The sequence below is a fragment of the Rhizobium sp. H4 genome (assembly GCF_003013335.1).
Classification (GTDB): Bacteria; Pseudomonadota; Alphaproteobacteria; order Rhizobiales; family Rhizobiaceae; genus Rhizobium; species Rhizobium sophoriradicis.
Map to the genome: position 1 here is coordinate 68,697 of NZ_PSOW01000013.1, position 22,319 is coordinate 91,015.

At 63.1% G+C, this 22,319-nt stretch carries 20 protein-coding genes and 1 pseudogene; 12 read left to right on the forward strand and 9 right to left on the reverse strand.

Annotated features, from left to right (window positions below; genetic code table 11):
• The first annotated feature begins 2 nt into the window (after window positions 1-2).
• From C4N04_RS20470 to C4N04_RS20490, 5 genes are read left to right on the forward strand one after another with little or no spacing between them, the layout of a single operon-like run.
• The gene (locus C4N04_RS20470; RefSeq protein ID WP_096763220.1) at window positions 3-1,415 is read left to right on the forward strand and encodes an amidase; all 1,413 of its coding nucleotides are present in this window, start codon (window positions 3-5) and stop codon (window positions 1,413-1,415) included.
• Entirely contained in the window at window positions 1,412-2,944 is a 1,533-nt protein-coding gene (locus tag C4N04_RS20475) for an ABC transporter ATP-binding protein (RefSeq protein WP_096763221.1), read from the forward strand. Before C4N04_RS20470 ends, C4N04_RS20475 begins: the two co-directional genes overlap by 4 nt.
• A complete protein-coding gene (locus C4N04_RS20480) occupies window positions 2,934-3,983 on the forward strand; it encodes an ABC transporter permease (RefSeq protein WP_106796874.1) in 1,050 nt (349 codons plus the stop codon). The genes C4N04_RS20475 and C4N04_RS20480 overlap by 11 nt, the downstream gene beginning before the upstream one ends.
• On the forward strand, window positions 3,980-4,924 hold the full coding sequence (locus C4N04_RS20485; RefSeq protein WP_096763223.1) for an ABC transporter permease: 945 nt from the start codon (window positions 3,980-3,982) through the stop codon (window positions 4,922-4,924). Before C4N04_RS20480 ends, C4N04_RS20485 begins: the two co-directional genes overlap by 4 nt.
• A 25-nt stretch (window positions 4,925-4,949) precedes the next feature.
• Complete coding sequence (locus C4N04_RS20490; RefSeq protein ID WP_106796875.1) at window positions 4,950-6,239, forward strand: amidohydrolase family protein; 1,290 nt, start codon at window positions 4,950-4,952, stop codon at window positions 6,237-6,239.
• Window positions 6,240-6,290: 51 nt separating this feature from the next.
• Here the strand turns inward: C4N04_RS20490 and C4N04_RS20495 are convergent, their stop codons facing one another.
• The gene (locus C4N04_RS20495; protein WP_106796876.1) at window positions 6,291-7,070 is read right to left on the reverse strand and encodes a class I SAM-dependent methyltransferase; all 780 of its coding nucleotides are present in this window, start codon (window positions 7,068-7,070) and stop codon (window positions 6,291-6,293) included.
• A gap of 199 nt (window positions 7,071-7,269) precedes the next feature.
• On the opposite strand from C4N04_RS20495, the gene C4N04_RS20500 reads away from it, so the two are divergent.
• Window positions 7,270-8,088, forward strand: coding sequence for an alpha/beta hydrolase (locus tag C4N04_RS20500; protein ID WP_280954350.1), 819 nt, complete (start codon window positions 7,270-7,272; stop codon window positions 8,086-8,088).
• A 51-nt stretch (window positions 8,089-8,139) separates the two neighbouring features.
• Here the strand turns inward: C4N04_RS20500 and msrA are convergent, their stop codons facing one another.
• The 8 genes and pseudogenes from msrA to C4N04_RS20540 form a co-directional block, all read right to left on the reverse strand.
• The gene (gene msrA, locus C4N04_RS20505) at window positions 8,140-8,649 is read right to left on the reverse strand and encodes a peptide-methionine (S)-S-oxide reductase MsrA (RefSeq protein WP_010051614.1); all 510 of its coding nucleotides are present in this window, start codon (window positions 8,647-8,649) and stop codon (window positions 8,140-8,142) included.
• A 129-nt stretch (window positions 8,650-8,778) separates the two neighbouring features.
• Window positions 8,779-9,611: pseudogene (locus tag C4N04_RS20510) on the reverse strand (inositol monophosphatase family protein).
• A gap of 105 nt (window positions 9,612-9,716) precedes the next feature.
• Complete coding sequence (locus C4N04_RS20515; RefSeq protein ID WP_040142984.1) at window positions 9,717-10,787, reverse strand: ABC transporter ATP-binding protein; 1,071 nt, start codon at window positions 10,785-10,787, stop codon at window positions 9,717-9,719.
• Window positions 10,784-11,614 carry a carbohydrate ABC transporter permease gene (locus C4N04_RS20520; protein ID WP_040112945.1) on the reverse strand — a complete coding sequence of 277 codons (831 nt, stop codon included), beginning with the start codon at window positions 11,612-11,614 and terminating at the stop codon, window positions 10,784-10,786. The genes C4N04_RS20515 and C4N04_RS20520 overlap by 4 nt, the downstream gene beginning before the upstream one ends.
• Entirely contained in the window at window positions 11,611-12,513 is a 903-nt protein-coding gene (locus tag C4N04_RS20525; protein ID WP_040112946.1) for a sugar ABC transporter permease, read from the reverse strand. The genes C4N04_RS20520 and C4N04_RS20525 overlap by 4 nt, the downstream gene beginning before the upstream one ends.
• A gap of 119 nt (window positions 12,514-12,632) precedes the next feature.
• On the reverse strand, window positions 12,633-13,865 hold the full coding sequence (locus C4N04_RS20530; protein WP_040112947.1) for a sugar ABC transporter substrate-binding protein: 1,233 nt from the start codon (window positions 13,863-13,865) through the stop codon (window positions 12,633-12,635).
• A gap of 62 nt (window positions 13,866-13,927) precedes the next feature.
• Window positions 13,928-14,830 (reverse strand): sugar phosphate isomerase/epimerase, encoded by a 903-nt coding sequence (locus C4N04_RS20535; RefSeq protein ID WP_096763227.1) that lies wholly within the window; start codon window positions 14,828-14,830, stop codon window positions 13,928-13,930.
• Window positions 14,831-14,841: 11 nt separating this feature from the next.
• Entirely contained in the window at window positions 14,842-15,876 is a 1,035-nt protein-coding gene (locus C4N04_RS20540; RefSeq protein ID WP_096763228.1) for a Gfo/Idh/MocA family oxidoreductase, read from the reverse strand.
• Between the two features lie 135 nt (window positions 15,877-16,011).
• Here C4N04_RS20540 and C4N04_RS20545 point away from each other — a divergent pair, with 135 nt between their 5' ends.
• The 6 genes from C4N04_RS20545 (at window position 16,012) to C4N04_RS20570 (ending at window position 22,309) form a co-directional block, all read left to right on the forward strand.
• Complete coding sequence (locus C4N04_RS20545; protein ID WP_096763229.1) at window positions 16,012-17,052, forward strand: substrate-binding domain-containing protein; 1,041 nt, start codon at window positions 16,012-16,014, stop codon at window positions 17,050-17,052.
• Between the two features lie 159 nt (window positions 17,053-17,211).
• Window positions 17,212-18,822 (forward strand): ABC transporter substrate-binding protein, encoded by a 1,611-nt coding sequence (locus tag C4N04_RS20550; RefSeq protein ID WP_106796952.1) that lies wholly within the window; start codon window positions 17,212-17,214, stop codon window positions 18,820-18,822.
• 100 nt (window positions 18,823-18,922) lie between these two features.
• A complete protein-coding gene (locus C4N04_RS20555) occupies window positions 18,923-19,912 on the forward strand; it encodes an ABC transporter permease (protein ID WP_106796877.1) in 990 nt (329 codons plus the stop codon).
• Window positions 19,909-20,742, forward strand: a complete 834-nt coding sequence (locus tag C4N04_RS20560; protein ID WP_106796878.1) for an ABC transporter permease — start codon at window positions 19,909-19,911, stop codon at window positions 20,740-20,742. The genes C4N04_RS20555 and C4N04_RS20560 overlap by 4 nt, the downstream gene beginning before the upstream one ends.
• Window positions 20,739-21,533 (forward strand): ABC transporter ATP-binding protein, encoded by a 795-nt coding sequence (locus tag C4N04_RS20565; RefSeq protein WP_106796879.1) that lies wholly within the window; start codon window positions 20,739-20,741, stop codon window positions 21,531-21,533. The genes C4N04_RS20560 and C4N04_RS20565 overlap by 4 nt, the downstream gene beginning before the upstream one ends.
• Window positions 21,530-22,309: a dipeptide/oligopeptide/nickel ABC transporter ATP-binding protein gene (locus C4N04_RS20570; RefSeq protein WP_106796880.1), complete on the forward strand. Its 780-nt coding sequence runs from the start codon at window positions 21,530-21,532 to the stop codon at window positions 22,307-22,309. The genes C4N04_RS20565 and C4N04_RS20570 overlap by 4 nt, the downstream gene beginning before the upstream one ends.
• The last annotated feature ends 10 nt before the right edge of the window (window positions 22,310-22,319 follow it).

The following is a 22,319-nucleotide window of genomic DNA, read 5'->3' on the forward strand; positions in this document are numbered from 1 at the left end:
TGATGCAGGGCGACGCGACGGAACTGGCGGCAGCGATCAGGCATGGCAGCCTGAGCGCTGTTGAAGCGATGCAGATCTGCCTCCAGGCAGCCGCGCGGCATGCGCCGCTCGGCGCGATCGCCTATCTCGACGGCGCCATGGGTCTTGCCGCGGCGCAGGCCTGCGACCGGGAGCGGCAGCGCGCGCCCGAGCATTTTTCGGCGCGGCCCTTTGCCGGCGTACCGGCCTTGGCGAAGGATCTTGGCGGTCCCTTCCGCGGACTGCCGGTAACCGCCGGTTCCCGCCTCTTCGAGAGAAAGGGCGGCGCAGCCGATTCCGATCTCGCTTCGCGGTTCCGCGAGGCCGGCTTCTGTCTGTTCGGCCTGACGACGAGCCCCGAATTCGGCCTTTCGCTTGCCAGCGAACCGGCGATCGGACCTGTCTGTCGCAACCCGCTCGATCCCACGCGCACCGCTGGCGGCTCGTCCGGCGGTGCGGCGGCAGCGGTTGCCGCCGGGATCGTCGCGATTGCCCATGCCACCGATGCCGGTGGCTCGATCCGCGTGCCCGCCGCCTGTTGCGGCCTTGTCGGAATGAAGCCGACCCGCGGCGCTATCCCCGGCGGACCCTCTTTCGGCAACCAGCTTGCCGGCATCGCGAGTGAACTGGCAGTCTGCCGCTCGGTGCGGGATACGGCGCTGATTTTCGACCGGCTGAGCGGCAATGCACGCGGACCCGTTCCGGATCCCTCTCCCGCCGATGTCGACACCGGCCGTCTGCGGATCGGCCTGCTGACCGACACCGGATCGGCCTATCCGACCGAGGGTCATCGCCTTGCAGCCGTCTTGGATGCTGCGCGTGTGCTCGAAACGGACGGACACGTCATCGTTCCCTTGGCCTGGGCCGACTTCGAATGGAGTGTTGCCGCCAGCAGCCGTGCCTTCGCCGATATCGTTTCCGTCAACCTCGCCGCGCTGATCAAGGCGGCAGCCCTTGAGGAAAGCAGGGCCGAGCCCCTCACGCAGGCTTTCGCCATACGCGGACGAGCGCTCTCGGCAACCGGACTCTGGAAAACGCTGAACGATGCTGTCCTGGTGAGCCACGCTCTCTGGGCGCTGTTCGACAAAGTCGACTGCATCCTGATGCCGATGCTCGCCTGCGCGCCTCTTGCGATCGGCTCGTTTCCGTCCGATCATGCCGACACCGATCTGCATCTGGAGCGAATGACCGCGTTTGCACCGCTTGCCTGCCTTGCCAATGTATCAGGTTTTCCTGCTTTGACGCTGCCTTTCGGACAGGATGAGCATGCCATGCCGCTGCCGGTGCAGCTGATGATGCCGATGAGGCACGAGCCGCGGCTTCTGTCGCTTGCGGCACGCCTGGAGACAGAGGGGCGATGGCAGCACCGTTTCCCGGTGGCGGGGTTACCGTCATGACCGGGCCCGTTCTGGAAATTGTCGGCGTCAGCAAACGTTTCGGCGCCAATCTTGCCAATGACGATATTTCCATGACGCTTGCCAGGGGCGAGGTCGTCGCCCTGCTCGGCGAGAACGGCGCGGGCAAGACCACGCTGATGAGCATCCTTTTCGGCCACTATGTGCCGGATACCGGCCGAATTCTGATCGACGGCGCCGAGGTGCCGCAGGGCAAGCCGCGCGCGGCGATCCGCGCCGGGGTCGGCATGGTGCACCAGCATTTTTCGCTGGCGCCCAATCTGACCGTTCTCGAAAACGTCATGACCGGCACGGAGGGGCTGTGGTCCTGGCGATCGGCGACATCGGCGGCGCGCAAGAAACTCCTGGCGATTTCAGAGCGCTTCGGCCTGCAGGTCGATCCGGATGCCCGTCTTGGCGACCTTTCGGTCGGCGAGCAGCAGCGGGTGGAAATCCTCAAGGCGCTCTATAACGACGCCCGCATCCTGATCCTCGACGAGCCGACGGCGGTGCTGACCAATATCGAAGCCGAGCGGCTGTTTGCGACCCTGAAGGAAATGGCCCGCCAGGGCCTGTCGCTGATCTTCATCTCGCATAAGCTCGACGAGGTGATGGCGGCGGCCGACCGCATCGTCGTGCTGCGCGCAGGCAAGATGGTCGCCGAGCGCCGGGCGTTGGAAACCAGCAAGGCGGAACTCGCCGAGCTGATGGTCGGGCACCGCGTGACGCGGCCCGTACGGGAACCGTCGACACCCGGCGCCGTTGCCCTCGAGGCTTCAGGAGTGACCGTGCGAACCGGCGGCATCGACCGCCTCAAATCGATCAGCTTCCGGCTGCATCAGGGCGAGATCCTCGGCATTATCGGCGTTTCTGGCAACGGCCAGGCGGCATTGGCGCATCTTCTGTCCGGCACGCTGGCGCGCAGCGGCGGCGACCTCAGGCTGTTCGGGGAGCTGGTCGGCGATCTTGGCGTCGCCGATGTCGTCGAAGCCGGCATCGGCCGCATTCCCGAGGACCGCAACCATGAGGGCGTGATCGGGGAAATGGCGATCTGGGAAAACGCCGTGCTGGAGCGGATCGCCTCGCCGGCCTTTTCGCGCCACGGCCTTGTCAACCGCAAGGCCGGCATGGCCTTCGCGCGCGAGATCATCGACGGCTTCGACGTTCGCGGCGGCGGCCCGGCGGTCCGCACGCGGCTGCTCTCCGGCGGCAATATGCAAAAGCTCATCCTCGGGCGCAGCCTCTATCGGCGGCCGCGCATTCTGATTGCCGCCCAGCCTGCCCGCGGCCTCGACGAAGGCGCCGTGGCCGCCGTGCATGCGCGCCTGCTCGACGCCCGCCGGCAGGGGACTGCGGTACTGCTTATCTCGGAGGATCTTGACGAGGTAATCGCGCTCGCAGACCGCATACAGGCGATCGTCGGCGGCCAGCTGTCGCCGCCCGTCGACGCCGATGGCGCCGACGCCCGCAGGCTGGGGCTGATGATGGCCGGGGAATGGCAAGAGACCCGCGAGGCCGGCCATGCGATTTGAGCGCCGTGAGCACCGCCCGCTTTACCTGCTGATCGTCACGCCCGTTATCGCCGTCATCGCGGCGCTGGCGCTGGCGGGCGTCCTGATCTCGATCGCCGGCGCGCCTGTTCTCGATGCCTATTGGCGCATCCTGACCGGCGCCTTCGGCTCGCGGCTTTCGGCGACCGAAACCCTGACGCGGGCAACGCCGCTGATGCTGACCGGACTTGCCGCCGCCGTTGCCTTCCGGGCGCGGCTCTGGAATATCGGTGCCGAGGGCCAGTTCTATCTCGGCGCCATCGCCGTTGCGGCGGCAAGCTCGAAACTGCTGGGCAATCTTCCCGCACCCATTCTCATTCCACTGCTGCTGCTGATTGGTGCGGTCGCCGGCATGGTGCTGATTTTGCTCCCGCTGTGGCTGAGACTGCGGTTTTCCGTCGATGAGGTGGTCACCAGCCTGCTGATGAATTTCATCGCCGTGCTTTTCGTCTCGATGCTGATCGATGGCGTCCTCAAGGATCCGCTCGCCTTCGGCTGGCCGCAGTCGCAATCCGTCAGCGATCATGCCATGCTGCCGAAGCTGATCGCCCGTTCGCGCCTGCATATCGGATTTGCGATCGCGATCGTGCTGGCGATCATCGTTCACTTCGTCCAGTCCCGCACCGTATTTGGCATGAAGTCGCGCGCCGCCGGCCTTAACCCTGCCGGTGCGGTTTTTGCTGGTGTGCCGCTCGGAAGAACACTGGTGAAGGTTGCCTGTCTCTCCGGTGGGCTTGCAGGGCTTGCGGGAGCAATTGAAGTGATGGGCGTCAAGGGTTACGTGACGACCGACCTGTCGCCCGGTTTCGGCTATGCCGGTATCGTCGTCGCGATGCTCGCCAACCTCAATCCACTTGGTGTTGTCTTCGCCGCCATTTTCACGGCCACGATGTTCGTTGGCGCCGACGGCATGAGCCGAGGTCTCGGCATCCCGACCTATATTGCCGACGTCACGGTGGCGCTGTCGCTCCTGACGATGCTGATTGCATTGTTCTTCACCCAATACAGGATAAGGCGATGACGCAATTGTTCGATATCATCGCCTCCGCCGGCCTTTGGGCGGCAATCCTGCGGATCGCCACGCCGCTGATTTTCGGCACGCTCGGCGCTTTGCTGTGCGAACGGGCCGGCGTGCTCAACCTCGGCATCGAAGGCATCATGACATTCGGCGCGATGATCGGCTGGCTTTCCGTCTATCATGGTGCCGATCTCTGGACCGGCCTGTTGATCGCGGCGGTCGCCGGCGGCTTCTTCGGCCTGCTGCATGCGTCGCTGACGGTGACGCTCGGGCTCTCCCAGCATGTCTCCGGTCTCGGCGTCACGCTCTTTGCCTCCAGCTTCAGCTATTATGTCTTCCGGCTGATCGTGCCGCTTGCCAATACGCCGCCCACCATTGTGCCGTTCCAGCCGATCGCCATCCCCGGTCTCTCCACGCTGCCATTCATCGGTCCGGCCTTCTTTACGCAGACGACGCCGACCTATCTTGCGATCGTGATTGCTCTGCTGATGGCCTACATCATCTTCCGAACTCCTGTAGGGCTCGCGATCCGCATGACCGGTGAAAATCCGCATGCAGCGGAAGCCCAGGGCGTCAATCCGATGAAGGTGCGATACGGTGCAGTCATCATCGGCAGCGCGCTGATGGGAATGGGCGGCGCCTTCCTGACCTTGTCGGCGTTCAACAGCTTCTTTCCGACCATGGTGCAGGGCCGCGGCTGGATCTGCATCGCGCTTGTCGTGTTCGCCTCCTGGCGGCCGGGCCGCGCGCTGTTCGGGGCTCTGCTCTTCGCCTTCTTCGATGCCTTTCAGCTTCGGCTGCAAACGGCGCTAAGCGGGCTTGTACCCTATCAGCTCTTCCTGATGACGCCCTATATCCTTTCCATCGCCGCTCTTGCCGTCATGGCCCGCCGCGCGCGCGTGCCGCAGGCGCTGATGCAGCCCTATCGTCGCGGCGAGCGCTGAAGCCGCCTTTTCCAGCGAGGTTCCGATGTTTGATCTAATCGTCAGAAACGCAAATTTGCCCGATGGCCGAACCGGCATCGACATCGGCATTGAGGGCGACAGGATCATTGCCGTCGAGCGCAATCTGCAGGCGCAGGCGCCGGAGGAAATCGACGCAACCGGCAGGCTGGTCAGCCCGCCTTTCGTCGATCCGCACTTTCACATGGACGCCACGCTATCGCTCGGGCTGCCGCGGATGAACGTGTCAGGTACGCTGCTGGAGGGCATCGCGCTCTGGGGAGAACTGCGCCCGATCGTGACGAAGGAGGAATTGGTCGACCGCGCGCTGCGCTATTGCGATCTCGCGGTGACGCAAGGCCTGCTTTTCATCCGCAGCCATGTCGATACCAGTGACCCCAGACTGGTGACCGTCGAGGCGATGATAGAGGTCCGCGAAAGGGTCGCGCCCTATATCGATCTGCAATTGGTCGCCTTTCCCCAGGACGGCTATTACCGCTCGCCGGGGGCGATCGACGCGCTCAACCGCGCGCTCGACATGGGCGTCGATATCGTCGGCGGCATTCCTCACTTCGAACGGACAATAGGCGACGGCACGGCATCGGTCGAGGCGCTCTGCCGCATTGCCGCCGACCGCGGCCTGCCGGTCGATATGCATTGCGATGAAACCGACGATCCGCTCTCGCGCCATGTCGAGACGCTGGCTGCGCAAACCATCCGCTTCGGCCTGCAGGGACGTGTCGCCGGCTCGCATCTGACCTCGATGCACTCGATGGATAATTATTATGTTTCCAAGCTCATCCCGCTGATGGCCGAGGCGGAGATCAATGTGATCCCCAACCCGCTGATCAACATCATGCTGCAGGGCCGGCACGATACCTATCCGAAACGCCGCGGCATGACCCGGGTCCGCGAGTTGATGGATGCCGGGCTGAACGTCTCCTTCGGGCACGATTGCGTCATGGATCCCTGGTATTCAATGGGGTCCGGCGACATGCTGGAGGTCGGCCACATGGCGATCCATGTCGCGCAGATGGCGGGCATCGACGACAAGAGGAAGATTTTCGACGCGCTGACCGTCAATTCGGCGAAGACGATGGGGCTCGCAGGCTACGGACTGGAGAAAGGTTGCAAAGCGGACCTCGTCATCCTCCAGGCGAGCGACACGCTGGAGGCGCTGCGGCTGAAGCCCAACCGGCTGGCGGTGATCCGCCGCGGCAAGGTCGTCGCCCGCACGGCGGCGCGCATCGGCGAGCTTTCTCTGAACGGGCGTCCGGCCCGGATCGACCCCGGCCTGGACTACATACCTCGCTATTGAGAAGTGACGGCGCTGACCATCGCTGAAGTGCGAAGCCCTGCCCGGCTCTCGCTATTCCGCAGTTCGGCGAGCGGTGATGATCCACGCCTGCGAGTCGAACAACACGCCTTCCGATGTCATATGCGCCTCCAATAGATCACGCAGCCGCTGTAGCGGTTTGTCTGAAGGTTCATCGGTTTGTGCGAACGCGTCCTTCACAAGATAGAGGTTGATGAGCCCCTCAAACGCCGCATCGACGTCCGATCCGTAAAAGACCGGCTCCCGCACCTCGGCAAAGTCGATCGAGGCGAAGCCTGCTGCGCTGAGAAGCTCTGTTGCGACGGTTGGATCGCCCAGCGAAAACGGATTGGGAGCACCCGGGGAAATGGCAGTTTCAAGCGCCAGCGCCTGCCGGATGGCGCCGGACCACGCGTTGCGCACCCGGCTCTGCCATACCATCCATACGAGGCGCCCGCCCGGCCGCATCGCCCGGCCGATATTGGCAAATGCCGCCGCCGGGTCGGCAAAAAACATCACGCCGAACCGGCTGATGCAGAGGTCGAAACTGGCCGTCGGAAAGGCGTGGGATTGTGCGTCTGCCTGCTCGAATACCACATTTCGCAGACCCTCAGCGGCACTCCGTCGCCTTGCGACCTCCAGCATCTCAGCCGAAACGTCCACGCCAACCGCTTCCCCCTGCGGTGCGGCGCGGGCGGCCTGGCGCGTCGTTTGCCCTGCACCGCAGCCGATATCGAGCACTCGATCACCCGCGCCGACGCCGGCAGCAATCCTGAGGTGCCGATTGTGTCTCGCCAGTTCCGCATCGTAAAAGTCGGCACGATCCAACGTCATAATGCTTCCCTCTGCTGTGTTGGATGGGGCAGTCCAAGCGGCCGTCACGCGTGTCATGTGACGCGAAAACAGATTGCATATTAGGATCAGTTATGCAAGGTGGAGAGTAATTGCTGGCTGCAACCAGGAGGATGAGGCCGTGGAAACGACCGGATCAACGCTCGTCACCGAAAAGATCGTCGAACTCAAAGGTGCGAAACTGCAGAGCCAGGCCTTCGGCGACCCTGCCGGCGCACCGGTCCTGCTCATCATGGGAGTGATGTCGTCGATGCTATGGTGGCCGGAAAGGTTCTGCGAGGAACTTGCCGCCCAAGGACGCTACGTCATCCGCTACGACCAGCGCGACACCGGCCTTTCCACGCACTATGAGCCGGGTGAGCCGGGATATTCGTTTGGCGATTTGTCCGAAGACGCCATCGCCGTTCTCGATGGCTATGGGATTGAAGCCGCGCATATGGTCGGGATGTCGATGGGCGGTTTCGTCGCCCAAGAGGCCGCATTGCGCCACCCCCGGCGCGCGCTGACCCTCACTCTGATCAGCACGTCCCCGATCGGGATCGATGGCCTGCCTTCCTCCACCGAGGCTTACAAAGAACATTCTGCCGCTGCCGAGCACATCGACTGGTCGAACCTTGAAGCCATTGCCGATTTCATGCGTCGCGATTCAGCCATGCTGGCCGGCACCAGGCATCCGCACGATGCCGAGGCGGCGAGCAACCTGATCGCACGCGACATGGACCGCGCCACGTCCTTTGTCAGCGCAACCAATCATTTCATGCTGTTGAGCGGGGACAAGGCCGCCACCCTGAATGCGTCCAACATCGTGGCGCCGCTGCTCGCAATCCATGGCACATCAGATCCGCTGTTTCCGATCGAGCACGGAGAGGCCTTCACCCAAGTCGCGCCGAATGCGCAACTGCACCGGATTGCCGGCGGAGGACACGAAATCCACGATCGCGACATTGACGAGATGGTGCGCGCCATTGCCGATCATACCAGGCTCTCACCCAGCGGCTGAGTGGCTGGACGCGCCAGCCATGCCGCTGTCGCTTCCAGCATGCCTGATGCATCAGGCGATCTTCTGACGGACCGGCAGCTTCCAGCCGGGTCGGACGAAGTGGCAGGTATAGCCGTTCGGAATGCGCTCCAGATAGTCCTGGTGCTCCGGTTCGGCCTCCCAGAAATCACCGGCCGGCACGACTTCGGTGACGACCTTGCCGGGCCACAGGCCGGATGCATCGACGTCGGCAATCGTGTCCCTGGCGACGCGCTCCTGCTCGGGGCTGGTATAGAAGATCGCCGAGCGATAGCTCATGCCGACGTCGTTGCCCTGGCGGTTGCGCGTGCTCGGGTCGTGGATCTGGAAAAAGAATTCGAGGATTTCGCGATAGCTGATCTTGGCGGGATCGAAGATGATTTCGATCGCCTCGGCGTGGGTTCCGTGGTTGCGGTAGGTGGCGTTCGGTACGTCGCCGCCGGTATAGCCGACGCGGGTCGAAATCACGCCCTTGTAGCGGCGGATGAGGTCCTGCATGCCCCAGAAGCAGCCGCCGGCGAGCACTGCACGTTCTTCGGTCATTGGGTGTCTCCTTGTTTGCCCAGAGATAGTGTCTCGCGCCGCCGATTTCCATAAGGCGCAACGAGCGCAGCGTCGCTATCGCCGCCAAGGAAGATGATGAGGTCTATAGTCGCTGCCGGCTCAAGAAAATCAGGCCTTGATACGGAATCCTTCCTGGAGCCAGGGATGCAGCGCCTGGCTGGCCGCAAGGATATCGCCCTTCCCGTTGACTTCAGCACCTGAAAACCGGGTGACGATGCCGCCAGCCTCCTCGACCATCAGCGCCGAGGCGGCGAAGTCATGGATCGAAAGCCCATCCTCGAAAAAACCATCAAGCCTGCCGCAGGCGACATAGGCGATCGACAGCGCCGCCGAGCCGAGGCGGCGCACACCGGCCGTATTGGCCATCAGACGCTTGATGGCGTCAAATAGGTTTCTTCGGCGACCGCCTTGACCTGGCCGGGGATCGGCAGGCCGGCGCCGATAAGCACGTTCTCGATGTCGGCGACATCGGCGCAGCGGATAGGCTCGCCGTTGAGATAGGCGCCGCCGCCGGTCTCGGCGCTGAACAATTCGTCCTGCATGGCGTCATAGACGACGCCGGCAACCAGCCTGCCGCCTTCGGCGATGGCGATCGTCATGCCGAAATGCGGAACACCCCAGGCGTAATTGGTGGTGCCGTCGATCGGGTCGATGTAGATGATCGGCGTGTCCGGCCCGGCCGTGCGGTTGCCGACGGCTTCCTCGCCCTGGATGGCATAATCCGGAAAGGCCTTGGTCATTTTGTCGACGATGATCTGCTCGACGGCGACATCGATCTCGGTCTGATAGTCGCGCGGCGCCTTGGCGAGCATTTCCCGAGAGGTTCGCCGCCGCAGCGAGACGCGGGCGGTTTCGCCCGCCTTCACCACTGCTTCGGCAAGCACGACAAGGCGGGATGACGCGGTCGGCGAAAGACGCGCCGATATGGGAGAAGATGCCATGAAAAATCCGGATGCTGCAGATGTGACGGTGTGCCTCGTGCGGAGCCACTCCCTTGGCAGAGGCCGATGATGGTTTTATGAACCCGCCGAGGCCTAGCGATGATATTATATCAGGCGGTCCGTCGATGCATCGAAGAGATGGATCTGAGCCGGGTCGACCGAAAGGCCGATCATATCTCCTGTTTTGACCCTGTCGCGGCGCGTCTCGACGATCGTCAGTTCCGGCTCGGTCGCCGCAACTATGAAGGTCGAGGAGCCGGTCGATTCGACGAAGGCAATCGGCACGTCGAAACTGCCCTGCCCGGGAGCGACAACCTCGATATGTTCAGGCCGGACACCTGCGATGAGCTTGCGGCCGGGCTCGATGGCGCGGTTGATGGCAAGTGTCTGCTTCACGGCGCCGAAATCCAGGATCAGGCTTTTGCCGTCTTCCGCGACGATCGCCGGAATGAAATTCATAGCGGGAGATCCGATGAAACCGGCAACGAACCGGTTTGCCGGCCGGTCGTAGAGATCGAGCGGTGCGCCCTGCTGTTCGATGATGCCGTCGCGCATCACCACCACATGGTCGGCCATCGTCATCGCTTCGACCTGGTCGTGGGTGACGTAAACGAAGGTTGCGTTCAGCCGGTCGTGCAGCGACCGGATTTCCTTGCGCATATGGACACGCAGCGCCGCATCGAGGTTGGACAGCGGCTCGTCGAACAGGAACGCTTTGGGATGGCGGATGATGGCGCGGCTCATGGCGACGCGCTGGCGCTGGCCGCCGGACAGTTCGCGCGGATAACGCTTGAGGAGATGCGAAAGACCGGTTGTCGCCGCCACCTCCTCTGCCGCCTTCTTGGCTTCCGCTTTGGCGATGCCGCGGATGCGCAGGCTGTAGGTCAGGTTTTCCTCGACCGTCATGTGCGGATAGAGCGCATAAGACTGGAACACCATGGCGACGTCGCGCTTGCGCGGCGGCACGCCGTTCATCAGCTCGCCGGCGATCCGGAGGTCGCCGGTCGAGATGCTTTCAAGACCGGCAAGCGAGCGCAGCAAAGTGGACTTGCCGCAGCCCGAAGGGCCGACGAGCGCGACGAAAGTACCCTTGGCGATCGACAGGTCGATGTTCTTCAGGGCGTGGAAGGCGCCGTAATATTTGTTGACGCCTCTGAGCTCGATCTGTGTGGTCATTTGAGGGCTCCAGAGGTGAGGCCGGATACGATGCGGCGCTGCAAGAGAACGAAGATGGCGAGGATCGGCGTCACATACATCGTCGCGTAGGCCATGATGTTGTTCCACTCGTTGGTGTTCGGCCCCATGAAGGAGTTGAGACCGACGCTTGCCGGCTGAAGATCGACCGCCTGGATCATCGACTTCGAATAGACGAATTCGCCGAAGGCCTGCATGAAGATCAGGATGGCGCTGACGAGAATGCCGTTGCGAGCGAGCGGCAGCACGATGTTGAAGAAGGCGCCGACGCGCGAATTGCCGTCGACGAGGGCCGCCTCCTCCAGCTCCTGGGGAACGCTCATGAAGGTGGCGCGCACCAGGATGACGAAGAAGGGCATGCTCTTGGCCGCGACCGCGATGATGACGGCAAGCCTGGGATAAGAGAGCATGCCGATCTGCGAGAATCCGACGAAGATCGGCGTGATCATCAGCGAGGCTGGCAGGACCTGCAGCATCAGGATCAGGAACAGGCCGATATCCACCCAGACGTTACGGTATCTGGCGAGCACATAGGCGCAGCCGACGCCGAGCAGCGTGATCAGCGCCACCGAGCCCAGCGCGATGACCAGCGAATTCCAGAGATAGCGGCCCATGCCGCGGCTTTCCCACACGTAGGTGTAGGTGCCCCATTGGGGTGCTGCCGGCCAGAAACTCGGCGGCGTGGCGAACATCTCCGAGCCGCTTTTCAGCGCAGTGATGTACATCCAATAGAGCGGGAAGAGATAGATCGCCGCCATGACGATCGATATTGCCAGCATCAGCCGGTCGCGGTTCGTGGTCGTGCTCATCCGCGCACCTCATGACGTGTGGAGCGGACATAGACGACGGAGGCGAACATGACAAAGACGATCATGATGACGGAGATCGTCGCCCCCTTGGCGAAATCATATTGGCGGAAGGAAAGGTCCCAGGCCCAATATTGTGTTACGTTCGACGAATTGTTCGGTCCGCCCGAGGTGATCGCGGCGAAAAGATCGAACTGCTGCAGGGTGAAGATCAGCCCGAGCGCGATGATCGCGCCGATCGTCGAGCGCATCATCGGCAGCGTGATCGTCCAGAAGCGCTGCCAGACATTGGCGCCGTCGAGTTCGGCCGCTTCGTAGAGATCGGCGGGAATGCCGGCAAGGCCGACGGAAAGCAGGATCATGTTGAACGAGGTGCCGAGCCAGATATTGGCGATGATCACGGCATAAAGCGAATAATGCGGGTCCGAGCGCCAGAAGATATTGCCGGAGATGATGCCGCTTTCCTTGAGGATGAAGTTCAGCACGCCGAAATCGCCTGACAGAATCCAGTTCCAGATGGCGCCGACGACGAGGCCGGGCATGACCCAGGAGACGAGGAACAGGCCGCGCATCCATGAGGCGCCGGGAAAATTGACCCAGAAGAACAGCGCCAGGCCGAAGCCGATCAGGAACTGGCCGGCGATCGAGCCGGTGACGAAGAGGACAGTGTTCGCGAGGATCGGCAGCGTTTCCGGCTGTGCGAAGAGGTCGGTATAATTCTTGAAACCGACGAAAGGACGCGAGAAGGTCCCGAGGCTGAACATGTCGACCTCCTGGAAACTCATCACCACATTGTAGATGAGCGGCAGTCCCGCCATCAGGAACAGAAAGCCGAGCGGGAAAGCGACGAGCACGATATCGAAACCGCGGCCGTCCCTGACGCTCATCAGGATCCTTTTCATGCGTCCTCCGATGCTCCGATCGGGGCCGCCTGGCGCATCATGCGGAAGACGGCCCCTGCCGGGAGGAAATGGTTGAGTTATCCCTTCTTCCCAGCGGGGGTCCGAAGGGGGAGCAAGCCTCAGCCTAACACCGCTTTGATCTTATCCGCGGCCTGGTCGAGCGCGTCCTTCGGGCTCATCTGGCCGGTCAGCGCCGCCTGGATGGCGTCCTGGATCGCCTTGGAGATCTTCGGCCATTGCGGGTGCGGGCCGCGCGGCTTGGCGTATTTCAGCTGTTCGAGGAAGACCTTGAGGGCGGCGTCCTTCAGCGGCTGGCCGCTTTCGGGGATGGAGATGTCGGAACGGGCCGGAAGCTGGCCGAAATTCTTGAACATCTTGTCGTCCTGCGAGGCGAAAAATTCGAGCGCCTTGAAGGCTTCGGCCGGATGTTTGCTGCTGGCGAAGATCGCCCAGTTGAAATCGCCCATGGCCGAGGACCGTTCAGCCCCTTCCTTGGGAACTGGAAGCAGGGTGACGCCCCAGTCGAATTTCGCTTCCTGCGTCATGCGGTCGAGTTCCCACGGACCGGAGATCGCCATGGCCGCGTTGCCGGAGTTGAACGTGCCGGTCGAATCCCACTGGCCGCGCGTCAGCGTGTCGGGAGAAGCGAGCTTCTCGTCCATGATCGTCTTCCAGATCCCGAGCGCCTTCACTGCGCCGTCGGCATTGATATGCTCATAGCTGCCGCCGCCCATCTGAGCCCAGGGGAGGAATTGGAAGGTGCCCTCCTCATTAGCCTTGGCCGAGAAAGCGAGACCGTAGATGTTCTTGGCGGGGTCGGTCAGCTTGCGCGCATCTTCGACCAGCTCGTCCCAGGTCTGCGGCGGCTTCGCCGGATCGAGGCCCTTCGCCTTGAACATATCCTTGTTGTAGTAGAGCGCGATCGTGTTCGTCGCCTTCGGCACACCGTAATATTTGCCGTCCCATTCGACCGATTTCAGCGGGCCGGGGAAATAATTATCCGGCTTGATGACGGTCGACTTGGCGATCATGTCGGTGAGATCGAGGAAGGCGCCGCGCGACGAGAACATCGCATGTTCCGGATTGTCAACCGCGATGATGTCGGGGGCTTGGCCGGTGGCATAGGCGCGCATCGCCTCGGTGACGACGTCGTCGAACTGGATCAGCCGGTATTCGATCTTAATGCCGTTGTTCTGGGCGTTGAACTCTTTGACGAGGTTCGGCGCCGGCTGGGTGTCTTTATCGAGCGACCAGAGTGTCAGCGTGACGTCCTCGGCCTTGGCCGAGAGGCCGAACAGTGAAACGCCTGCCAGCGCCAGAGCGCCGAGAATTGCATATTTGCGGATAGCCATGGTTCTCCTCCTTTGTGGTTATCCCCGTTTCCGGCAATTCCTCCTTGCCGGCCACGATATCATCAGACCGGATCGACGACGAATTCGCCGCCCCGGGCATGCTTGAGGTGGTTGAGCGCATAGACCTGGCCGGTCATTTCCAGTTCGTCGCGGTAGACCGGGTCGTGCCAGCCTTCGATGTCGATCGAGCCTGACCAGCCAGCAAGCCGCAGCTCGGAAATGATGTCGGTCCAGTTGCTGTCGCCGAAGCCCGGCGTGCGCATGAAGACGAATTTTTCCTTGCCGAAAATGCCGTGTTCCTTGATGACTTCCCAACGAATGGTCGCGTCCTTGCCGTGGACGTGGAAGATTTTATGCGCCCACTTGCGGATCTGCGGCATGGGGTCGATCAGATAGACCATCTGATGGCATGGTTCCCATTCCAGCCCGATATGATCATCCGGCGTCTCGTTGAAGATCAGCTCCCAGGCATCCGGATTATGGGCGATATTCCAGTCGCCGCTTTCCCAGTTGCCGTCCATCGCGCAGTTTTCGAAGGCGATCTTGATGCCCTTGTCGGCGGCACGCTTGGCAAGCTCGCTCCAGATCTGCTTGTAGCGCGGCAAGCTGTCGGTCAGCGGCTTGCCGCGGATGCGGCCGGTGAAGCCGGCAACGCAGGTCGCACCGAAATGATGGGCATTGTCGATGCAATCCTTCCAGCCCTGCAGGGTCTCGAGGTCGATTGCGCTCTCTTCCAGCGGATTGCCGAACATGCCGAGCGTCGAGATGGTGATGTCGCGATCGCCGATCGCGTCGAGGCAGCGTTTGCCGAGTTCCGCGAGATCCTGGCCCTTGGTCGTCTGCCAGAAGAAGGGCTCGAAGCTCTCGAAGCCCAGATCGGCAATCTGGCCGATGCGAGAGGCGGCATCGCCCTTGTTGCCGCTGACCATGGTGCCGATGCGAATGGATTTTGCAGGGTTGCTCACGTCACGTCTTCCTATGCTGAAATTTCGATGCGCCGGCCGGTCTTGGCGCTTTCGATCGCGCCGAAGACCATGGCGAGGCTTCTGATATTGTCGGAATTGACCGTTTCGGGCTGTTTGCCGGTACGGATCGCTGCAATGAAATCGGCGATGACGCTGGCATGGCCGTGCGTTTCGGCATCGTGTTCCGGACCGGGAACGTTTACGGCAGCAGAGCCGCGCAAAAGGCCGGGCTCCGCGCCGGCAACAGTCGCCTTGAAACTCTCCTCGCCATCCCAGGTCAACATGCCCTTCGAGCCGAGGAGACGCCACTGGCTTTCCCAGCTGGTGCGCTCGCCTTCGGCGCACCAGGAGCCGCGATAGGTGAAGACGATATCGTCGGAAAATTCGAAGATGGCATTGGCCGAGGCGCCGTGCCGGTACCACGAGCCCTTCGGATTGCGCTCGACGCAATAGACGGCGAGCGGCTTCCTGTCGGCCACGTAACGCGCGGCATCGAAAGTGTGGATCGCCATGTCGAGAAGCAGCACATTGTCCATCTCCTCGCGGAAACCGCCGAAATGCGGCGCGAGGAAGAAGTCGCAATGAATGCCGGTGAGATCGCCGATCGCGCCACTGTCGACGAAACGGCGCAGGCGCCTGATGCCGGAGATGAAGCGGCGGTTCTGGATGACGGCGTGGATGCGGCCGGTCTCTGCGGCGAGATCGATCAGCGCGGCCCCCTCGGCGAGCGAGGCAGCCATCGGCTTTTCGCTCAGCACATGGCAGCCGGCCTTGAGTGCCGTCGACACGACCTCGTAACGGGCGGACGGGATGACGATGTCGAAGACCAGGTCTGCCTTCGTCGCCGCGATGACGTCGGAGAGATCCGAACCGATGACGGCGCTGTCGAGGCCGAACTCGGCGGCGAGCTGTTCCGCCGTCTCGCGGTTGAGGTCGACGAGGCCGACGATGGTGATGGAGTCGGCGAGATCGGGGTTGGAAGCGATGGCACGCAACCAACCTTTGGACATAGCTCCGCACCCGCACAGAATGGCACTGAATTTCACGATTTCCTCCAGGGAATGGTGCCAACTCTCCTCGTGACACGCACTCCGTAAACGTTTACGACTGTAGGCGAAAACATTTTGTGGTGTCAATAGAGGCCAACTGCGAAATTACGGCCCAGGAGGGAATCGCAGCCGATGAAGGGAATCCGCCAGCTTGCCGAACACCTGGCTATTTCGATCGGCACGGTGTCCCGCGCCCTGAACGGTAGGCCGGATGTCAACGAGGAAACCCGCCGTCGGGTGCTGGCGGCGGCCGAGGCGCTCGGCTATGTCGCCAATCAGTCGGGGCGCAGCCTGAGACAAGGAGAGACGAAGGTTATCGGCCTGATGATCGAATCCAGTGCGGAGGCGGTCGAAAACGCTGACAACTTCTTCCTCGGCGTCACCAGCGGCCTGCAGCATGTCTTTACCCGCCACAAGCTTGATCTTCTTATGCTGCCCTGCCCGAGCGATGAAGACCCGTGCGAATATCTGAAACGCATGGTCGCGCGGCGTGTCGTCGATGCGATGATCATCTCCAATATGCAGCGCGTCGATCGCCGTGTCGATCTTCTGTCGCGGGCAAGGATCCCGTTCATCGCCGTCGGGCGCAGCCTTTCGGCCGGCAACTTCCCCTGGATCGACCTCGACTTCGAAGGCGTCGCCGAGCGCGCCGTCGAACGGCTGGTCGCGCGCGGCCACCGCCGGATCGCGATCACGGCGCCCTCCAGCGAGGTCAACCTCGGCTACGTCTTTGTCGAGAGCTATCGCCGTGCACTCGAGCAGCACGGTCTTCCCTTCGACCCGTCGCTCGTCATCCGCGTCAAATCGAGCGAACAGGGCGGCTATCAGGCGGCCCATGAACTGCTGCTGCTTGAGGACCGGCCGACGGCGGTGATCCTGATCTACGAGCTGATGGCGATCGGCCTCTACCGCCGCCTGATGGAATCGGGCGTCCTGCCCGGCCGCGACCTTGCGGTGATCGGCTTCCGCGATGCCCCGCGCGCCCGATTTCTGCAGCCCTCGCTCAGCTGCTTCCGCATGTCGCTCTACGATCTCGGCGTTGCGCTCGGCCAAATGCTGCTCGCCCGCATGCCGGCCTATCGAGAATTCTATTCCGAGGCCGGTGGCAACATGATCTGGCCACTCGAACTGGTGGCAGGAGAAAGCGACGCGTTCCAGCTGACGGAGGCCTGAAGGTGACCGGCTTCGGCCTCCCCTGCGGGCACGGCAGAGGATATAATGGCTGGGTGACAAAAAATGTCTCGCGAAGCCCGATCATTCGAATTTAATCTCTATGCCAACCGGTATTTCGGGCCGAATATGGTTGCCGGTTTCGATCGATCAGGAGGGTTCATGACGGTATCATCCATCTCGCGGCGCACGCTGATGAAGGGCGCTGCTCTGCTGCTTGCCTCGACGGCGCTCGCCCGCCAGACGCTGGCGCAGACCGCGCCGAGCGGCGGGAGACTGGTCGTTGCGGCCGATTCCGAGCCCAAGAACCTCAACCCCGCCATCGTGGCTTCGAACGGTGTCTTTTTCATCGCCAGCAAGGTGATCGAACCGCTGGCCGAAGCCTCGTTCGACGGCAACGACGGGCTTGCGCCGCGGCTTGCCACCTCCTGGGAAGGCTCGGCCGACGGCCTTTCCGTCACCTTCAAGCTGCGCGACGGCGTCACCTGGCATGACGGCAAGCCGTTCACTTCGGTCGATGTTGCCTTCTCCGCCCTCAACATCTGGAAGCCGCTGCAGAATCTCGGGCGCCTGGTCTTCGCCAATCTCGAAGCCGTCGATACGCCCGACGACTACACTGCCATCTTCCGCTTCTCCAAGCCGACGCCATTCCAGCTCATTCGCAATGCCCTGCCCGTCGTCACCAGCGTCGTCGCCAAACATATCTTCGACGGCAGCGATATCGCCGCCAATCCGGCCAACAACAAGCTCATCGGCACCGGCCCGTTCAAGTTTGCCGAACACAAGCCCGGCGAATACTACCGGCTGACGCGTAATGAGACTTATTGGGACAACGATCAGCCGAAACTGGACGAGATCGTCTTCCGCGTGCTGCCCGACCGCGCCTCGGCGGGTGCGGCGCTCGAGGCTGAGGAAATCCAGCTCGCCGCCTTCTCGGCCGTGCCGCTGGCCGATCTCGACCGTATCTCCAGGGTCGATGGCATCAAGGTGATCTCGAAAGGTTACGAAGCCTTGACCTATCAGCTCGTCGTCGAGATCAATCACCGCCGCAAGGAGCTCGCCGACCTCAGGGTCCGCCAGGCGATCACGCACGCCATCGACAAGAAATTCGTGGTCGACACGATCTTCCTCGGTTATGCCGCCGCCTCCACCGGCCCGGTTCCGCAGAATGCGCCGGAATTCTATACTTCCGATGTCGCGGCCTATGATTTCAATCCGGCGGCCGCCAACGATATTCTCGACAAGGCGGGGTATGCCAAGGGAGCGGACGGCAACCGCTTCAAGCTGAAGCTCCGTCCCGCGCCCTATTTCAACGAGACCCGCCAGTTCGGCGATTACCTTCGCCAGGCGCTTGCCGCGATCGGCATCGATGCCGAGATCGTCAATGCCGATGCGGCCGCGCACCAGAAGGCTGTTTACACCGACCACGATTTCGACCTCGCCGTCGCCCCGCCGGTCTTCCGCGGCGATCCGGCGATCTCCACCACCATTCTCGTTCAGTCCGGCACGCCTGACGGCGTTCCCTTCTCCAACCAGGGCGGCTATGCCAATCCCGAGCTCGACAAGATCATCAAGCAGGCCTCCGAAACCGTCGACACAGCGGCGCGCACCGATCTCTACCGCAAGTTCCAGCAGCTCGTCGTCGCCGACCTGCCGCTGATCAACGTTGCGGAATGGGGCTTCATCACCGTCGCCCGCGACACCATCCTCAACGTCGCGGACAATCCCCGCTGGGCCGTCTCGAACTGGGGCGATACCGCGCTGCAATCGTGATAGAGCAATTCCAGCAAAAGTGTGCCGCGGTTTTGCGTTCGGAATTGCGTAAAAACAAAGATAGATCGGCGGCGATTCTCTTCCGGAGGCCTTAGCCGGCGTGAAACGCGCAATCCTCCTCCTGCGGCGTAGGGCGATCAGCAGCCTTCCAGTGCTGCTGATCGTGGTGATCTTCACCTTTTTGCTGCTCGAATCCGCCTCGGGCGATGCCGTCGACGCCTATCTCGGCGCGATTGGCGGCGGCGATGCGGCACTCAAGCAGGCGCTGCGCGAGAGCTACGGCCTTGACCGGTCCGTGCTGGCACGGCTCTGGCTCTATCTTTCCTCGTTGGCGCGGCTCGATCTCGGCTGGTCGGTCGCCTTCGACCGGCCGGTCGGCGCGCTGATCGCCGAGCGCCTGCCCAATACGCTGCTGTTGATGGGCAGCGCGACGGCTCTTTCTTTCGGCCTAGGTTCCGCGCTCGGCATCCTCGCCGGGGCGCGGCCGGGAACCTTGCGCGACCGGCTGCTGTCGATCGGCTCGCTGATCGTCTATGCCATTCCGAGCTTCTGGCTCGGCCTGGTCCTGAGCATTATCTTTTCGGTGAAGCTGCGCTGGTTTCCCATCGCCGGCATCGAGACGATCGCTTCGGGAAAAACCGGGTTTTCCCGTGCCCTCGACATATCAGAGCATCTGGTCCTGCCGGTCGGCGCACTTGCCCTGATCTATCTCGCCTTGTTCCTGCGGGTGATGCGGGCCGGCATGGCTGAGGCCTGGAAATTGGATTTCGTCCTTTTCGCCCGCGCCAAGGGCCTGTCGCGCAGCCGCATCGTGCTGCGCCATGTGGCGCGCAATGCGCTGCTGCCGCTCGTCACCATGCTTGGGCTGCAATCGGCGGCCATGCTCGGCGGCAGCGTGGTCATCGAGAGCGTCTTTGCGATCCCCGGTTTTGGGCGCCTAGCACAGGAGGCGGTCAACGGCCGCGACGCGCCGCTGTTGATGGGCATCGTCGTCATCAGTGCCGTTCTCGTCATATCGGTCAATTTCCTCGTCGATCTTATCTATGCCGCGCTCGACCCGCGCATCGGCGCTTCGGAGGGTGACGCATGAGCCGTCTTCAGCGTCTGCTCGGCACGTGGGAAGGCATGGCCGGATTTGCGATCCTGGTCATCCTGCTTCTGTTCGGGCTGCTTGCCCCCGTCATTTCGCCCGGCGATCCGCTGAGGATCGCCGGGCGGGCGCTGCTTGCGCCCTTCACAGACCCCGCCTTTCCATTTGGCACGGATCGCCTTGGACGTGATGTGCTCGCCGGCCTGCTCTATGGCGCGCGAACCTCGCTTGCCGTCGGCCTCGCGGCAGCCTTTTCGGCCATGGTCTTCGGCGTCTGCGTCGGCATGGCGGCCGGATTTTCCGGTGGGTTCGTCGACGAGGCGTTGATGCGCGTGGTCGACGCCTTCCAGATCGTGCCGAGCTTCCTGCTTGCCCTTGCCTTCGTCAGCACCATCGGGGTGTCGACCCCGATCGTCGTGCTTGCCATCGCGCTTGGCGCCTGGGCCGATCCGGCGCGGCTGACGCGAGCCCAGGTGCTGGCCATTCGCGAGCAGGATTACGTCGCCTCGGCAAGGGTGATCGGCATGCATCCCGCGGAAATCGCCTTTCGGGAGATACTGCCGAACGCGCTGCCGCCGGTGCTGGCGCTTTCCGCTACCATCGTCGCCGGCGCGATCCTCACCGAGGCGGCGCTTTCCTTTCTCGGCCTCGGCAATCCGAATATCGCCACCTGGGGTTCGATGATCGCCGAGGGCCGCAGCGTGCTGCGCTCGGCCGCCTATCTCTCCGTCATACCGGGCGCCGCACTTGCCGTCACCGTGCTCGGCGTTCATCTCTTCAGCGAGGGTCTCGGCAAGGCGCTTGGCGATGACGGCGGGAGGGCGGCATGAGCGACATCCTCTGCAGCCTTCGGCAGCTTTCAGTCACCTATGGGCGCGGCCGGAACAATACGACCGCGCTCGATCGTGTCGATCTCGATATTGCCACCGGCGAAAGGCTGGCGATCATCGGCGAAAGCGGCTCCGGCAAGAGCACGCTCGCCCGCGCGCTTGCCGGTCTGCTGCCTGACGGAGCGAAGGTCAGCGGCGAGATGCTCTGGCCTGCGCTCGGCCACCCGCCCCGCCCCGGCCGCGATTTCGGCTTCGTCTTCCAGGATCCCGGCACGAGCCTCAATCCCGTCCTGACCCTCGGCGAGCAGATCGCCGAGGGCGCCAGGCGCCATCTCGGGCTCAGCTGGAAACAGGCCTCTATCCGAGCCGAGGAACTGCTCGGGCGGGTGCGGATGCCGCAGCCCGACAAGGCGATGCGGGCCTTTCCGCACCAGCTTTCCGGCGGCCAGCGCCAGCGCGTGGCGATCGCAGCGGCGATCGCTGCAAGACCCGCGCTGCTGATCGCCGACGAGGCGACGAGCGCCCTCGACGTCGTGGTCCAGGCCGAGATCGTCCGCCTGCTCGACGGGCTGGTGCGCGAGGACGGCATGACGCTGCTTTTCATCACCCATGACATCGCACTCGCCTCCGGCTTCGTCGACCGGATCGCCGTTTTCCGCGATGCGCGCCTCGTGGAGGCAGGTTCCGTGCGTTCGGTGCTTTCGGCGCCCGTGAGCAACTATACCGCCGCTCTCATCGCCAGCCATCGCGACCTCGCGACGCCACCCCTGATCGAAGAGCTGGCGCCATGAATCCTCTGCTGTCCATTGAAAACATCTCGAAGGGCTTTTCCTCCGCGGGCCGCCGGGTCGCCGCGCTCGACAATGTTTCGCTGACGATCGCAGCCGGGGAAACGCTCGGTCTGGTCGGCGCCTCCGGCAGCGGAAAATCGACGCTGTCGCGTATCCTGCTGCGGCTTCTCTCTTGTGATGCCGGTGCCATCCGTTTTGAGGGAGAGGATTGGCTGACGCTGAGAGGTGCTGCCCTGCGCCGCAGGCGGGCGCGCATGCAGATGGTGTTCCAGGATCCGTTGGCCGCCTTCAACCCGCTGGCGACGGTCGCTTCGGTACTCGACGACCCCTTGCGCATCCACGGCGTCGTGTCGAAAAACCGGCGTCCCGGCGAGATCGCCATGCTCCTCGAACGTCTCGGCTTGCCTGCCGATTATGCCCGCCGGCCGGTCCGCGCGCTCTCCGGCGGCCAGCGCCAGCGTGTGGCGATTGCCCGGGCGATCGCCACACGGCCGTCGCTGCTGGTGCTCGATGAGGCGGTCTCGGCGCTTGACGTCACCGTGCGCGGCAGGATCCTCGAACTTCTAGTCGAGCTGCAGAAGGAGCACGGCATTGCCTGTCTGTTCATTTCGCACGATCTTGCCGTGGTGCGCGCCGTTTCCCACCGCATCGCCGTCATGGACGGCGGCCGGATCGTCGAGACCGGTCCGGCCGCGGCGGTTGTCGCCGCACCGCAATCGGCTGCCGGCCGCGCGCTCGTGGCAGCCGTTCCCAGTCTTGTGACCGAACCATTGTGAAGGAGGCGTC

Coding starts and splice junctions, on each gene's coding strand:
- C4N04_RS20560 (WP_106796878.1), top strand. CDS start 19,909: ATGAGCCGTCTTCAGCGTCTGCTCGGCACGTGGGAAGGCATGGCCGGA.
- C4N04_RS20475 (WP_096763221.1), top strand. CDS start 1,412: ATGACCGGGCCCGTTCTGGAAATTGTCGGCGTCAGCAAACGTTTCGGC.
- C4N04_RS20480 (WP_106796874.1), top strand. CDS start 2,934: ATGCGATTTGAGCGCCGTGAGCACCGCCCGCTTTACCTGCTGATCGTC.
- C4N04_RS20520 (WP_040112945.1), bottom strand. CDS start 11,614: ATGAGCACGACCACGAACCGCGACCGGCTGATGCTGGCAATATCGATC.
- C4N04_RS20550 (WP_106796952.1), top strand. CDS start 17,212: ATGACGGTATCATCCATCTCGCGGCGCACGCTGATGAAGGGCGCTGCT.
- C4N04_RS20495 (WP_106796876.1), bottom strand. CDS start 7,070: ATGACGTTGGATCGTGCCGACTTTTACGATGCGGAACTGGCGAGACAC.
- C4N04_RS20545 (WP_096763229.1), top strand. CDS start 16,012: ATGAAGGGAATCCGCCAGCTTGCCGAACACCTGGCTATTTCGATCGGC.
- C4N04_RS20525 (WP_040112946.1), bottom strand. CDS start 12,513: ATGAAAAGGATCCTGATGAGCGTCAGGGACGGCCGCGGTTTCGATATC.
- C4N04_RS20515 (WP_040142984.1), bottom strand. CDS start 10,787: ATGACCACACAGATCGAGCTCAGAGGCGTCAACAAATATTACGGCGCC.
- C4N04_RS20530 (WP_040112947.1), bottom strand. CDS start 13,865: ATGGCTATCCGCAAATATGCAATTCTCGGCGCTCTGGCGCTGGCAGGC.
- C4N04_RS20485 (WP_096763223.1), top strand. CDS start 3,980: ATGACGCAATTGTTCGATATCATCGCCTCCGCCGGCCTTTGGGCGGCA.
- C4N04_RS20565 (WP_106796879.1), top strand. CDS start 20,739: ATGAGCGACATCCTCTGCAGCCTTCGGCAGCTTTCAGTCACCTATGGG.
- C4N04_RS20490 (WP_106796875.1), top strand. CDS start 4,950: ATGTTTGATCTAATCGTCAGAAACGCAAATTTGCCCGATGGCCGAACC.
- C4N04_RS20570 (WP_106796880.1), top strand. CDS start 21,530: ATGAATCCTCTGCTGTCCATTGAAAACATCTCGAAGGGCTTTTCCTCC.
- C4N04_RS20470 (WP_096763220.1), top strand. CDS start 3: ATGCAGGGCGACGCGACGGAACTGGCGGCAGCGATCAGGCATGGCAGC.
- msrA (WP_010051614.1), bottom strand. CDS start 8,649: ATGACCGAAGAACGTGCAGTGCTCGCCGGCGGCTGCTTCTGGGGCATG.